The sequence below is a fragment of the Nitrosospira multiformis genome (assembly GCF_900111585.1).
Classification (GTDB): Bacteria; Pseudomonadota; Gammaproteobacteria; order Burkholderiales; family Nitrosomonadaceae; genus Nitrosospira; species Nitrosospira multiformis_B.
Map to the genome: position 1 here is coordinate 129512 of NZ_FOHI01000005.1, position 13544 is coordinate 143055.

The 13544-nt window shown below is 55.7% G+C and carries 12 protein-coding genes; all 12 read right to left on the bottom strand.

Annotated elements, in window-relative coordinates; translation table 11 throughout:
- Nucleotides 1-54: 54 nt before the first annotated feature.
- The gene (locus BMW46_RS09370; RefSeq protein WP_074707685.1) at nucleotides 55-249 is read right to left on the bottom strand and encodes a DUF1499 domain-containing protein; all 195 of its coding nucleotides are present in this window, start codon (nucleotides 247-249) and stop codon (nucleotides 55-57) included.
- 267 nt (nucleotides 250-516) lie between these two features.
- Nucleotides 517-822, bottom strand: coding sequence for a c-type cytochrome (locus tag BMW46_RS09375; protein WP_074707687.1), 306 nt, complete (start codon nucleotides 820-822; stop codon nucleotides 517-519).
- Nucleotides 823-955: 133 nt separating this feature from the next.
- A complete protein-coding gene (locus BMW46_RS09380; protein ID WP_074707690.1) occupies nucleotides 956-2338 on the bottom strand; it encodes an amidohydrolase family protein in 1383 nt (460 codons plus the stop codon).
- A 67-nt stretch (nucleotides 2339-2405) separates the two neighbouring features.
- Complete coding sequence (locus BMW46_RS09385; RefSeq protein WP_256377026.1) at nucleotides 2406-3560, bottom strand: glucuronyl hydrolase; 1155 nt, start codon at nucleotides 3558-3560, stop codon at nucleotides 2406-2408.
- A 24-nt stretch (nucleotides 3561-3584) separates the two neighbouring features.
- Nucleotides 3585-5057, bottom strand: a complete 1473-nt coding sequence (locus BMW46_RS09390; protein WP_081355757.1) for an alginate export family protein — start codon at nucleotides 5055-5057, stop codon at nucleotides 3585-3587.
- A 116-nt stretch (nucleotides 5058-5173) separates the two neighbouring features.
- On the bottom strand, nucleotides 5174-6394 hold the full coding sequence (locus BMW46_RS09395) for an MFS transporter (RefSeq protein ID WP_081355758.1): 1221 nt from the start codon (nucleotides 6392-6394) through the stop codon (nucleotides 5174-5176).
- Complete coding sequence (locus BMW46_RS09400; RefSeq protein ID WP_256377027.1) at nucleotides 6387-7607, bottom strand: acyl-CoA dehydrogenase family protein; 1221 nt, start codon at nucleotides 7605-7607, stop codon at nucleotides 6387-6389. Before BMW46_RS09400 ends, BMW46_RS09395 begins: the two co-directional genes overlap by 8 nt.
- Nucleotides 7595-9256 (bottom strand): AMP-binding protein, encoded by a 1662-nt coding sequence (locus BMW46_RS09405; RefSeq protein ID WP_074707693.1) that lies wholly within the window; start codon nucleotides 9254-9256, stop codon nucleotides 7595-7597. The genes BMW46_RS09400 and BMW46_RS09405 overlap by 13 nt, the downstream gene beginning before the upstream one ends.
- Complete coding sequence (locus tag BMW46_RS09410; protein ID WP_256377028.1) at nucleotides 9253-11067, bottom strand: CoA transferase; 1815 nt, start codon at nucleotides 11065-11067, stop codon at nucleotides 9253-9255. The genes BMW46_RS09405 and BMW46_RS09410 overlap by 4 nt, the downstream gene beginning before the upstream one ends.
- A gap of 141 nt (nucleotides 11068-11208) precedes the next feature.
- On the bottom strand, nucleotides 11209-11481 hold the full coding sequence (locus tag BMW46_RS09415) for a MoaD family protein (RefSeq protein ID WP_074707698.1): 273 nt from the start codon (nucleotides 11479-11481) through the stop codon (nucleotides 11209-11211).
- A 231-nt stretch (nucleotides 11482-11712) separates the two neighbouring features.
- Nucleotides 11713-12165, bottom strand: coding sequence for a M67 family metallopeptidase (locus BMW46_RS09420; RefSeq protein ID WP_074707701.1), 453 nt, complete (start codon nucleotides 12163-12165; stop codon nucleotides 11713-11715).
- 181 nt (nucleotides 12166-12346) lie between these two features.
- A complete protein-coding gene (gene moeB / locus BMW46_RS09425; protein ID WP_074707703.1) occupies nucleotides 12347-13519 on the bottom strand; it encodes a molybdopterin-synthase adenylyltransferase MoeB in 1173 nt (390 codons plus the stop codon).
- Nucleotides 13520-13544: the final 25 nt, after the last annotated feature.

Below are 13544 nucleotides of genomic sequence, written 5' to 3' on the forward strand. Positions count from 1 at the left end.
GGAACGATCATCGGCTGCGGATCATGCCAGCAGGAAGGGATATGCAAGGCGTTTTCAGGAGTTCAAAAGCTTTTCCCGGACGGATTCGATGTGTTTCCGGTTCACGCCGAGATCGGATTTTCCGAGACGGGAAGCCGAGCGCACCTGAATCACCTTCACTTCCGGATCAAGCCAGAACTCGACGTCATCCACATATTTCACGATTCGTGTGGTGAATTGCGCATAAGTGTACCTAGGCTCTCTCCGCACTCCTTTTCCCCGTCCAGGGTTTCGATGATGCCGGCAAGGCGATTCAGCGTGCTCTCGGCGTCCCCTTTCAGGGGCAGCGGAGCGATTTCAGCATAAGCCGCTAAGGGTGATCGGGGTAGAGCACATCTGGCTGGATACGCTGTTGGGGTTGTTGGAGGGAGTCTTGAGCCTCCCCCCAACAACCCCAGATCGGCAGGAGAGGCGGCCGCGGTCTCACATCCTGCCGTCATTTCCCGTCAGAACGCCGATACAGCCGCTATTCGGCCGCTATTTCGTCTTACTGTTCGCCAGAACGTATTCTGCGAGACGTTGCGCCGGTTCGCCCTGAATATTGGGGAAAGCCGTCATACCCATGCTTCCCTTCTGAACTTTCTGAATGATGGCATCCTTATTGGCCATCTTCTCGCTCAATATCATTGCGGCGCCAGCTTCGGGTTTGTGGCATTTTGTGCAGTTTGTGCTGAATATATCTTCTCCCGTGGCGTCCGAGGGCGGGGTGTAAGGATCTGTTCTCGAACAACCCATCAAGCCTGCCAGTGCGACAAACGTCAATATTAAAGTTATCTTCTTCATTTTTGCTCCTGATTAGAGAGGAATTGTTTTTATACCGCAGGGTGGAGATTATAGCGCGCTATACGGTCCAAAGTGACATTGCACTTTAAGGCTTCATTCGACAATCCCTGAGCATCGAGCGGAGCAGGATCTGTTACCTGTCACCTGCCGCTGCCCTTGGCTGGAAAATGGCTGGAAAATTATTCAAAACAATTTCTCCGCCCGAAATAACCAGATCCGGGTATTCCAGATTTTTCAGGTTATGAGTGGGATCCCCCTTGATGGCGATCACGTCGGCAGACGCGCCGGGCAGGAGGGTGCCGAGAAGGGGCAGGCCGAGGTGTTCTCCCGCTTTCGACGTGGCTGCGCGCAGGACCTCCAGGGTTTCCATATTTCCCATCTGCATCATGTACATAAGCTCTTGGGCGTCGATTCCCCTGGGAACATCCGGATGTGCAATTTCAGCGCCATACAGCAGTTCGCCCCCCTGTTCCCGCCAGACCCGGGCATTGCGCGCAACACCGGGACATTTCGACAGGGTATCGAGTGTCGTAATTATTTTGACGCCCTGCGACACGGCTTTTTTTAACAGAGGCTCGGGGATGATGTCACAGGGAACATGCGCCCATTCATCGACTCCTGCGTTGATGGCAATCTCCGCGCCCTTTACTTCGGCGATATGGGCCGTTACCTTGCGTTTGTTCACATGGGCTTCATCCACTATCGCTTTTACGACTCTTTCAGGGAGCAGGGGCCAGGCAGTGCTGAGATCAGTATTGGGATGTGGGTGAGAGGAATGGGCGTGCTTTGCCGGTTCGTGACTTGTCGGTTCGTGGTTTGGCGGTTCGTGATTGGGCTGTGCATGATGAGCATGATTACCGGCCACCGCATGGTTGTGGTGATGCCCGTGCGCATGGCCGCCCGACCACGGCGCGCCGGGTTCGCCGCCGGGTTCCAGAGCAATCTTGATCACCACCGCGCCCGCATCGATCAGGTTGCGGACCGTTTCTCTTGCTTCTTTCTCCGTGGATACCGGTGTTGCGATATTCTTTTCCCCTGTCAGCGGGATAGGATAACCGCCAGGTGCGGTGATGATGGGTCCCGAGGTAAGCATGCGCAAGGTGCCATTTCCACCGTAGGGCTTGTGTACCGGTCCGCCTACGTCCCGGATTGTGGTAATCCCATGCTTCAATACAGTATCAGCAGGAACACCCTGGAACGAAAGATGGGCGTGCAATTCGATAAAACCGGGCAGTATCGTCGCGTCCCCCAGATCGATGACTTTTGCATTATCGGGGGCGAATGAGCCGCGTGGGCCGATTTGCGTTACCTTTCCGTTTACTATCTGTACCGACGTGTTTGTCCTCATCTTGTGGCCGTCGAAAACCCGTGCGGCATGCAGGAGAAGCGCGTCGTGCTTCCCCGTCTGGGCAACAGCCAGAGGGGAAGCCAGCATGATCGACATCAACGATAAACCTGTCGTGATTCGGCTGGCGAGGCTGATGAGGCTGGTGATTTTCAGGCAGACGCTTTTCATGGGGCCTTTTCTCCTTTTTCCTTTTATCTTGATTGCGTTCCAGATGCTGCTCGATTCAGCAGTGTTTTTAGAACTCGTCCGGCTTCAGCATATTCAGCAGAACACAGAGAGCGGCCATGAGAAAAAAACTGCCCCAGGCAGACTCGACCATTTCCTCTTTGTTGCTGTTGGTCTTATAACAGCAGCCCCAGAATATTCCGGAGGGCGGCTCGCCACTTTTTGCACGGTTGCCGCTTTCATGAAAACCGGTGAAGTAATCGCTTCGAACGATCGCGGCAATCTCCCGATGGGCGGAAGTACACCATCGGGTTCCGTCCACCAGCAGTTCAGCGAGGGTGAGCATTGCGAGGGACGCGATGACCGAGGACGAAGGGTCGGCAAGACCTGATGGATCATCCAGCCGATTCAGGGGCAGGGACGCCGACCGCGAGCGCTTCCAGTATTCACACGCGCGCAACGTGCAGGTCAGGTAAGGTTCTCCCCACAGTGCTGCTGCCCGGCTTAAGCCCAGCATGGCCCATGCTTGACCGCGAGACCATACGCCTGCCGGTCCCGTTGGCTGAAAGTGCCCGTCAGCGAAGCGCGCGCCGGGGTGAAATGCGCCGTTCCCGGTACCGCACACTCCTGCCAGGGTGCTTGCGTGAGTACGCGCGACTTGATGATGAGCACTATCCCCACTGTGATTCAGAAGCTGGATCAGGGGAGCAAGCGAGTCCACGGAGATGAGTTGATTGCCTTCCTTTCCGCCTCCCATATCTCTACCGAGTGGAACGCAATGCATTTCCGGATCATAGGAAGAGGCAATCGCGGAAATGGAGGCCGAGGCAAGGCCACGCGCCTTTGCGTCACCGAACCAGAGATCGCCAAGTGCAGACCCATACCAGAATATGAGGTTTCGGTTAATGGAGTCGGTTGTGATTTTTGGAGACACCCTCTGGCAAATGGCGGCAGCCTTATGGCGATCGGACAGGGCGCCTGTTATCCGTGATCGAAGCCACCAGCACGCTCCCCAGTATCCTCCGACCCAGGAACCGCCTGACGATAAGATCCATCGATCGGCAACCCGGAGCGAATAAAGCGGAAAACTGTTCGCGCAGCTCGAATGAATGGTCCCCATGCGCTGTACCAGCAACTCCAGTGCCTGCTTCATTTCTGCATGATTCAACAGGATGCCTGACGACTGCTCCTCGATGCTGTATCGGGTCTTTTCAAGCATGTGCATAAGGGATCAAGTAAAAAGGTTGCTTCAAAAAACCAGGCTGAAGTCGATGTAGACCATGTCCGCATCTTTCTTGCCCTGATAAAAATTCCTGACCACGCTGCCGCCGAATGCATGGCCGTAATAGAACCGCCATGACAAGTACTTGTTGAGCGTGTGCGTGAAACTGATGTCCACCAATTGACCTGCATCACTTTTGCCGCCGGAGGGGCGACCCGAGTAGCCGAATGCGCCCGAGCGGGATGTCGGTCCGAGCCCCGAATAGAACAGATCACTCGAATTGCTGAGGGACAGATGGTGCAGATCGATTGTTACCCTGGTTTTCGGAGTGGGCGAGACGATCATCTGAAGAAATGCGTCCTGCATATTAATGAGGTTGTAGAAAGGGAGTTTGGCGTAGGCGCGCCCGCTGGGAAGGGCAGTAAAGTAGGTTTTATGCGTGCCGTCATTGGCCTTGTCGTCGCCTGAACTTCTGAAATAGAGCGCTCGCAGCCATGGCTGGAAGGGAAGAGCCGTCCATTGATATCCGGCCTCTGCCGCAATCGCCCACGCCTGGTGGTCCTGGTTGGTCCAGTCACCGAACTGATAAGCGCCCCACAACAAGGCATCGATGCTGCCCGAGCCTAATGGCTGGAGGGTGAGCAGGTGCGCGCCTATGGTATGGAGATTCAGGTTCTGGTTATCAAGCCTGGGCCGTTCTGCGGCAGGACGGTTGTCCACCGCCTGTGTATTGCGTTTGTCATCGTAATTGAGGTAGAAGAGGCGGCCTTCTGTTCCTGGGAGCAGCGTATCCTTCTTGCTGGTGAGCGCCGTATAAAACAGATTGATGTCGCCGATTTCTTTTTGCCCCTGGACGGTGAACCCGCCCTGGGTGGGACGTATCCCGGCGGCCGTTACATTGAACCCGGGTCGGTCATAAACAGCGGTAAAGCCGTCGAAGCTTCGACCTACATGGACGACGTTGGAGGCAAGGAGGCGTTGGGCGATACGCGCCCGTTTAAGGCCGTCGAACTTGCCGATGCCTGTTGTATATTCCATGCCATCCATGAACTCGAACCGGCCGATTTTAAGTAACGCTCCCGCCAGCCCCAATGAACTGAACTTCAAGTCGAGATAAGCCTGTTTCAGAAAAACGTTGCTGGCATTCGTTGACTGGTTGGCAAGGAAATAGGCCCCACCCAGTCCCAGCGGGCCGCCGGGAGATGCAACCGCATCGTCCGGAAGGCTGTATAAACCGATATATTGGGCTTGCGCATAGCCATCGATATAGGGCGTGGTGAGCAGGGCGCCCAATCTTGCCCGCGCCGCCCACAAGCCATAATCGTTGTTGTTATCGATTGCCGGGTCTGGTCGAAAAAAATTCCAGGTCTCGTGGCTGCCATACAGCTCGCCCATCAGCCGCAGATATTCTTTAACCTGACCTATGGTTTGATGCCGTCTGCGGTCCGTGCTCCCGTGGCTTGAAACATGAGGCAGATCAAGATGCAAAGGATTTTCCATCTTGATCGTCTTCGACGGTTATCCTTAGCTACAAACACTAAACTGTCTTCTTGCGCTGCCTGAATTACTCCTGCGCGAGATCATGGGAGTTATTGGATTCATGGCTTCACAGGTTCTTACACCTTTGCGGTAGTCGCGCGGTGAACCGCGCCAGCTGGCGCCGATGTTGGCGCCTTGCGCCGTCTTGCAGAAGCCAGTCCCAGGGCCATCAGGCACCCGCACAAGAGCACGCCGATCAGCAAGCCCCAGGAAGACCGGGAGTTGCCGAAATAATTCGAAAACCCGCCATAAAGGGGCGGGCCGGATGCGAAGCCGCCGAAGAAAGCGACTGAAACAAAACCCGATGCCGTTGCTACCGGGCCAAATGCGGTATCCCTGATCAACATGCTCATTGCAATTGCATTGGTACCGACGGCGGTGAGGCCCATTCCCACAGCCCCTGCCCAGAGATACCAATGACTGTCCACATTGGCCCTCATCGTCACTGCGAGTGCGCAAGCTGCAATGGCAATGAGCACAATCAGAAGCAGCGACTCGTCTCTCATTCTGGCACCGAGGGGGGTCAATGTTATCCGCGAGAGTATCCCCATCACCCCGAAGACGGCGATCAAGCTTCCCGCCGTCGACAGCGGCATGCCTTGTCGGACGGCAAAGGTCGGCAGGAACGTAACGAAAGCGGAGAGCGCTATACCCACGCAAAACTGGATGGCCATCAAACGCAGCAGCAGTACATTTGGCGGCGGGACTCTGAAAGCTTTACGGGTTCCCCAGGGTTTCCGCGAAGCGATGAAGGGTGTCATAATTCCGAACAGTATCGCTACCGGAACAACGATGCCGAATGCGGCATGCCATCCGTATTGCGTTGCGATGGCGGGAAGAACCAGACCTGCAAAAAGCGCCGCAAGCTGAACGCCGGATTGCTTGAGTCCTACGACTGTCGCCTTTTTCTCCGGTGAAACGTGCTGCGCGATCAGTAAATTGGTGACCGGGTTTGCCAGCGCCTGGGCGACTCCACAAATGGCAGCCGCTGCAACCAGCGAGTAATAATCTTCAACCGTTGCAATCAGCGCAAAAGCAAGCGCTACGGCGAAGAAAAGTACTGCAAGCGCTTGCCGTGTCCCGATCCGGTCCACGAACGCGCCTGCCCAGAGCGATAGAATGGCGGCGATGCCGAATGCACTCATCACGAGATAACCCAGCAGTTCGGCCTCGAAGCGCAGATCGCGCACGAGGAATGGTCCCAGCGTGCTGATGGCATACAAGACAAGCATTGGCAGGGCCATGGCAAATACCAGGACAATCCTGAACCAGATGGCTGCAAATAGTGATTTAGCCAAAGTGATAAACGTCCTCTTCCTTGAAGAAGTCGATGAGCCGGCGGCCTGTCGAACTGATAAGCGACTCGTCGGTGCCGTCGAGAATTCGCGACGTGCGCGCTATCCTGTAAATTCCTGAGAGGGGCGTGAGGTCGCTGATGCCTTCAGCACCATAAAGTTGCACCGCTGAATCGGAGGCAATGCAGAGTGCTTGTGACGCAGCCATTTTGGCGACATTGATCCGCACATCGCTGGGATATTGAATATCAATTCCCCGGGCAGCGATGCGGATCAATTCGCGCGCACTTGCAATAGCCTGATAGGTGTTGGCAATATGCTGCCGTACGAGCTGTTTGTGCGGCAGCCGGGCTGAAAGGCCGCGGCGGGAATTGAGGCGCGTGCCCATCAGGTCGAAGCATCGTTGCGCCAATCCCACCCAGTTCATCGCGCGAAGCAGACGGCCAAGACGGAGCCGTTGACTCATCAGTTCGATGCCACTGCCACTCTCGCCCAACCGGTTATATTCGGGGACCTGCACATCGGTGAAAGACATTTCACCCTGGCCCAGAAAACGCCCTAGTATGGGAATCTGGCGCTCGATACTGAATCCAGGCGAGTTCGTGGGAACAAGGATCATTGAGAGCGTCTGGCGTGTATCGCTTTCTTCTTTGCCAGTGCGCGCCAGGACCGTGACAAAAGTGGCACGATCCGCATTGCCGACAAACCATTTTCTGCCATTGATCGTCCAGTTTCCGTTCGATAGATGAGCGGAAGTCGTTATCAGCGTGGGAAACGAGCCGCCATGATCGGGCTCGGTCATGCCGTAACTGGGAGTGGCTTCCCCGGCAACCATGGGTTCCAGGAAATTTCTGCGGATTTCATCGCTGCCGAACTTCAGGAGCATGTGCGCATCCAGGGCTGAATGGCTGCCAAAGATCGCGGATGAGAACTCTGAGCGCCCTTCCTGCTCGGCTACAACTAGGTAATCTTCAAGAGAAGCAATTTTTCCGCTGTGGGAGAGCGGAAAAAACAGGCCCCAGAGGCCGGCACGCCGTGCTTTTTCGGTCAATTCCGATTGCAGCTGCGCTGCCGAGTCCCCTCCCTCGGCCAGGCGCGGCTCGCAAGGGATGATTACCTTGTCGACGAACTTTCTTACCTCGCACGAAAGAGATCGGGCTGCTTCGGTATGGGAGGATGCTTGCTCCTGATATGCTTGCAGCATCAATGTGCCCATTCGGGATGACTCCGGTGGGCGGGATGTTCCGTGAATTCGACTTCGGTAGTCAGCCGCTTCTTGTCGACTTTTCCCGCAGGGCTGAGGGGCAGCTGGCGGTAATAGCGCAGGTATTCGGGAAGCTTGCTTGTCTCCAGGCCCTTTTCATGGAGAAAACGGGTGAACTGGGAAAGTGACGGACGTTCCGCTCCCTCTCTCGTGACGAGACAGAGGCAAACCCTGTGTCCCAGGTCCGCGTCGGCCACCGGAACACAGGCTGCGCTGACAACCGCCGGATGGGAAACAGCAATGTTTTCAATTTGAGCGGGACTGATATTGACGCCGCCCCGAATGATGATGTCTTTCTTGCGGCCGGATAGCACCAGATGGCCGTCTTCATCAATAAGGCCGAGGTCACCGGTATACACCCATCCCTCCTGGCCACGGTACAGGGCATCGAGATCCGGGGCATTGACGTACTGCATGGGACTTATCGGACCCTTGGCCGCTATTTCTCCTATGCAACCTTGCGGTACTTCCTGCTTCTGGTCATCGATTATACGAATGGAACAGATTTCCGGATTGGGCCTTCCTGCCGTCCTGATAATGGTTTCCAGGTCATCATCCAGGGTCGTATGACAATTGACGCCATCGGCGGAACCATACAAGCTGATGAATCCACATCGGAACGCCTCCGTACACCGGCGAATGGAGGCTTCATCGATTTTCGCGCCGCCGCTGATGATGGCAACCAGGCTGGACGTATCCGTCTGCGCCAATGCGGGGTCTGCGGCAATGCGTTGAAACATCGTGGGAACGCCCAATATATGCGTAGGCTTCAGTTCCGCGATGGCTTGAACAGCGGCTGCAACGTCAAATTGCCGCAGGACAATGAGGGAGCCGCCCAGCCAGGATAAAACCCCGAATGTCGCCGTGGACCCAAACGCGGTGCCGAGCGGCATCAGATAAAGCCCCCTGAAAGTCTTCCCTTCGGGATGAATTCGTTGCAGAAAACGGCCCCGTCCGCCCGCCAGCGCGTTGTGAGAATAAGCAACCCACTTGGGCTCGGATTCCGTGCCGGATGAGATCAGGAAGCGGGCAGGTGAATCGGGGCAGACTGCCGGCAGGTCCGGTTCAATGGAGTCGGCTCGCAACAATTCATCCAGTGCGTGCCAACCGTCTCCGGCTGCGCCATCGACCACGAGGATGCGCAGTGAAAGCAAAGTGGGCCGTATGGATTCGATCAATTCGCAAAGGTCGGTTTTTCCATATTCGCGCTCGACAATAATTGCACGGGCGTCACAGCGTCTGAGGAGGGACTGGATATCGAGGCGGCCGCGGCCCGGCGGAAAAGGCGCCACGATGGCTCCAAGCGCGGCCGCCGCCAGATCGATCGCGCAGCTCCGCCAGTCGTTATGAAGCTGGTATGAGATTACATCGCCCGCGACAATGCCCAATTCCTGGAAACTGGTTGCCAGGCGATGGACCTTGTCCAGCAACGCTGCGTAACTGATGGTATGGTCGAGCGATATTACCGCCGGGTTATCCGGGTGTTGTTCCACTCGCTCGCAAAACAACTCGTACAGGGATTTATTCGGATAGATTCCCTGCCGGGCCCATTGCGCGCGGACCTCGGCGGGGACCATATCCAGGATGCCGGAATGGTTCATTTAAATCTCCAGGGAGAATTGACTTGGGTATAAGAACCGGGAGTCAGCCCTGGTTGCAGATGCGCCAGGGTTTGCAGGTCGGCAAGATCTTCGATGACGACGGCGGAGGGAATGCCTGCGTGCTGGAAGAGTTCAACCCATTGGTCAGCCGTTTTCGAGAGGAACACTTCGCTCAAGCATCGCTGGAAGCCATTGTTTTCAATGCCGGCGGTAAGGTCGAGGACTTCCGCGAGCCGTAATACCGTATCCACATCGGGGCATTCGATTGCAATCCTGCCCTGCCTTGTGGCGTAAACGTCATTGATGATACTTGTCGAAGGTTTTGAACCGGAAGCCGGCAAACTGTATATATCCCGGAAATCCTCGGCACACAAAAGTGTTGCTGCGCTCATGAGCGAGGAAGTGACCTTCGCGCCCACATTGTTCATGTACCGGTTAAGCAGTGCAATCGTGACACCTTGAGCCGCTACCACGCCTCCGAGCACATCCAGGACGGTGAACAAGGAGCCGCCACGGCTGCTGCCAGCTCCTGCGACCTTTCCTGCCACTCCCGAATAGGCTTGAGCCATGAAATCCGTTCCGGGCATTGAATTTGAAGAGACGTGCTCGGCACAATCGGTGGCCCATCCACCCGCATAGGCATAAATCAGGGAGGAGTTGATTGCCGCCAGATCGCCATGATCGAGATTGAGCAGTACCGCTTTGCCAGGCGCCCAATTGTGCAGAAAAATATCGGCATGCCGTGCCAGCTCCCTGATTTCTGTTTTTCCAGCTGCGGATTTGATATCGATTTCGCGCACCGTCTTGAGACGGTTGAGCGCCTGGAAACGCGCGGAGCAACCTGCAGCCATGGGCGGCATTCCTCGCAGCGGATCGCCGCCTGGCGGCTCTATCCTGATAACGGTTGCCCCGAGGAGTGCGAGCAAATGCCCGGCGAGAGGACCTTGTATGCGCCGGCATGATTCGATCACCGTGAATCCGCTTAACGGCAGATCATCCTCCGGCAATGCGCCGCCCGCGGGGCGCAGGTAGTCTCCATTCGGTTTTGGTCCGGATGAGAACGACGAGAATGACCACGGGCCTTGCTGCCAGATTTGTCTGGCATCGTCGTCCTGTGCCCTGTCATCGATCGAGCGGACAGGACAGATAGCCATGCCGGTTCTCGCGCACACTTGCGAGATCCGGTGATAGGTCAGCTTCGAGATAGCGAGGAGCAGTTCATCCGGCAATGGCGATGCCGCCCGGGCGTACCGCAGCAGAAAAGCTCTCCATCCTTTTCCCGCCGCTGCTGAACTTACACTCAGTGTTGACCAGAATTTTTGCCACGGGCCGGCGTCAAGTGTTTCGAGTTCAAAAGTGACTCCGTCCAGGGAGACAAAAGGAGGGCAAGCAGGGGGCGAACCAGGGAGGGGGCGGGCGGTTACTGTGGTTTCAGGGGACTCCGAAGCAGTCGCCCCGGCGATATACTGACTCATGCTCAACAAGCCTGCGGCTGCCATCGAGACAGTACTGCTGGAAACAGGCAGTCCCCGCAGTCGGCCAATGGAAGCGGCGATGCTGCCTTGAAGCGCCAGTGCCGCGGTCAAGGTCGAAACGTAGTTCAGCCCCAGAGGTTTCGGCTGTCGATGGGTTCGCCCGTGCACCGACATCAACCCGCATGCTGCCTGCATGATGTTTTCGCTTACGGCGGCTTGCCGGGAAGGATCTTCCCACCGGGTGATTTCACATGTGACAGGGGCGGTGTGGGGTGTTTCGAATTCGAAGCACAATGTCTCATCGCCTGCACAATTCTCATCTGCTAAGGTTTGCATCCCCAATGCTTGGGACTGATAAAGAAGCGAGGAGGCTATGGGGGCAAAATCAAGGGCTATGCTTTTCGGACCCTTTATCACACAACCCGTCAATGTTCGATTCATGTTCATGTTTCTCACGGGACAGGAGTAATTTCGGACTCAACCCCCTGCAACGGCAGGCAGGATGGTCAGCAAGTCACCGTCAGTGAGCCTGGTCGAGAGGCCTTCGCTAAAGCGAATATCGTTGTCGTTCACATAGATATTGACGAAGCGGTGCGCTTGGCCCCCGGTGATCAGTTTTTCCTTGACGCCGGGGTACTGCTGTTCCATCCGTTCGATGGCATCGAGCACATTGGAGCCATCCACTTCGATACGCTTCTGGTTGTCGGTAAGGGGTCTGAGTATGGTGGGGATACTTATGGTTATCGGCATATTTATTTCTCCATAGTTGGCTTTAAACACGAAAAGTATTAATAAGAATTTCAATTCGCATTAACGCCCTTATTCAATCTAAAAGCGTATCGCGCTCATCTGATTGGCGGATTCAGGCGTTTTTACGCGTGCCTGAATCCCGTTACCACCTGCCAATATTCCTGATCAACCTGCTTGCGAAGAATCGAATCGTTCAGACGGTCCCTTTCAGGAGCCCTTTTTAAAAGGCTCCTAAGCTACCATTGCCCCCATCGATAATTCCCATTCCGCCTTATATGAATTTATCATCCTGATTCTCTCTTCGGTGACCATTCCATCGAGGATGCGGAAGCTGCGGATTTCTTCTCCGTATGCGGGATCGGTTGGAACAATGACATAATGGGATTGGGGCTGGGACGCGTATTGCACGTCGGTACGGCTTGGATAGGCTGGAGTGTGGGTATGGGAGTGATAAATCACGACGGGTTCTTCGCCACGTGTCTCCATCTCTCTCCAGACCTGTAACTGCTCTTGCGGGTCGAACTTGAAAAATGTTTCCGACCCGGCCGCATTGCGCATCGGGATGAGGCGCAGGGGAAGATTCGATTTTTCCGGCCCGGCAATGACGCCGCAGATTTCGAAAGGATGATCTTTATGTGCCTGAGCAAGCATTGCTTCAACGAGCTTGGCGTGTATGGTCAGCATGATTCTTGTCCTCCATGACGTTGACATTAATCGGCATATTCCCGGTCGAGAAAAATATAATTCCGTCATTCCGGACCTGATCCGGAATCCGGAGGTTTTCGCATACGGATTGCCAGGTAGCCCAGACTCTGCCCGATGTCCGGGTATGTCGGTTGGAGCTCTACCCGCAGTGACGACTCGCTCAATAGCTTGGCAACGTCTGATCCACATCCCTGATCCACGCCAGGATTCCGCCATCCAGGCTTTTGACGTTCGTGAAGCCCCATTTGCGCATCTCCATGAGAACATCCCGGGACCGCATGCCCATTTTGCAGTGAAGCACGATGAGCTCATCCTTGTTCAATCGGGATAAAACTTCCTCGGACATCATTCTGTCCTTGGGAATATGATTTGCCCCTTCGATATGCACGATGTTCCATTCCTGGATTCCCCGAACATCGATAAGCTGCATGGCTACGCTGCTTTCCCGCATCTCTTTCAATTCCAGAGCGCTGATCGTGGGTATGTTCGGTTTACTGTCCGCTGTTGACCGCGGGAGTCCGCAAAATGCCTGGTAATCGATCAGCCGGGTGATCGGTACCCTGGTCGGGGCTCGCCGCAGCAGGATGAATCTGAAGGTCATATCCAGGGCATCGTAGACAGCAAGCCTGCCGAGCAGCGTATTGCCCAGACCGGTAATCAATTTGATGGCCTCGGTAGCCATGATCGCGCCGATGGATGCGCACAGTATGCCCAGCACGCCGCCTTCCGCACACGACGGGGCCATTTCGGGCGGCGGGGGTTCGGGATAAAGGTCGCGGTAGTTCAGGCCGCATCCCTCTGGCGCATCTTCCCAGAAGACGGAGGCCTGCCCTTCGAAGCGGAAAATGGACCCCCAGACATAGGGCTTTCCAGCCAGCACGCAGGCATCATTGACGAGATAGCGGGTGGAGAAGTTATCCGTTCCGTCTATTACCAGATCGTAGTCCGATATGATGTCAATAGCATTTGTTGTTTCGAGGCGTTCATCGTGAATCCGAACGTGGATATAGGGATTCAGGGCCTTGACCGAGTCCCGCGCGCTCCTGCATTTGGGTCTGCCGATATCCTCCTGCCGATGAATGACCTGCCGCTGCAGATTGGATTCATCGACAATATCGAAATCGATAATACCCAGGGTTCCCACGCCGGCTGCGGCCAGATAGAGGAGCGTCGGCGAGCCCAGGCCTCCGGCGCCGATTACCAGGACCCTGCTGTTCTTGAGACGCTGCTGCCCTTCCAGACCGACATCCGGAATCAGCAGATGGCGGCTGTAGCGCGAAATTTCTTCTTTACTCAATTCTTCCGAGGGATGTACCAGCGGTGATAGCTGCATTCGAAACCTCCATCTTCAAGTCAAA

Bases quoted from the DNA above. Each gene is read 5' to 3' on its own strand.
- BMW46_RS09375 (WP_074707687.1), bottom strand. From the start codon at position 822: ATGAAGAAGATAACTTTAATATTGACGTTTGTCGCACTGGCAGGCTTG.
- BMW46_RS09405 (WP_074707693.1), bottom strand. From the start codon at position 9,256: ATGAACCATTCCGGCATCCTGGATATGGTCCCCGCCGAGGTCCGCGCG.
- BMW46_RS09380 (WP_074707690.1), bottom strand. From the start codon at position 2,338: ATGAAAAGCGTCTGCCTGAAAATCACCAGCCTCATCAGCCTCGCCAGC.
- BMW46_RS09415 (WP_074707698.1), bottom strand. From the start codon at position 11,481: ATGCCGATAACCATAAGTATCCCCACCATACTCAGACCCCTTACCGAC.
- BMW46_RS09420 (WP_074707701.1), bottom strand. From the start codon at position 12,165: ATGCTGACCATACACGCCAAGCTCGTTGAAGCAATGCTTGCTCAGGCA.
- BMW46_RS09410 (WP_256377028.1), bottom strand. From the start codon at position 11,067: ATGCAAACCTTAGCAGATGAGAATTGTGCAGGCGATGAGACATTGTGC.
- moeB (WP_074707703.1), bottom strand. From the start codon at position 13,519: ATGCAGCTATCACCGCTGGTACATCCCTCGGAAGAATTGAGTAAAGAA.
- BMW46_RS09385 (WP_256377026.1), bottom strand. From the start codon at position 3,560: ATGCACATGCTTGAAAAGACCCGATACAGCATCGAGGAGCAGTCGTCA.
- BMW46_RS09400 (WP_256377027.1), bottom strand. From the start codon at position 7,607: ATGGGCACATTGATGCTGCAAGCATATCAGGAGCAAGCATCCTCCCAT.
- BMW46_RS09390 (WP_081355757.1), bottom strand. From the start codon at position 5,057: ATGGAAAATCCTTTGCATCTTGATCTGCCTCATGTTTCAAGCCACGGG.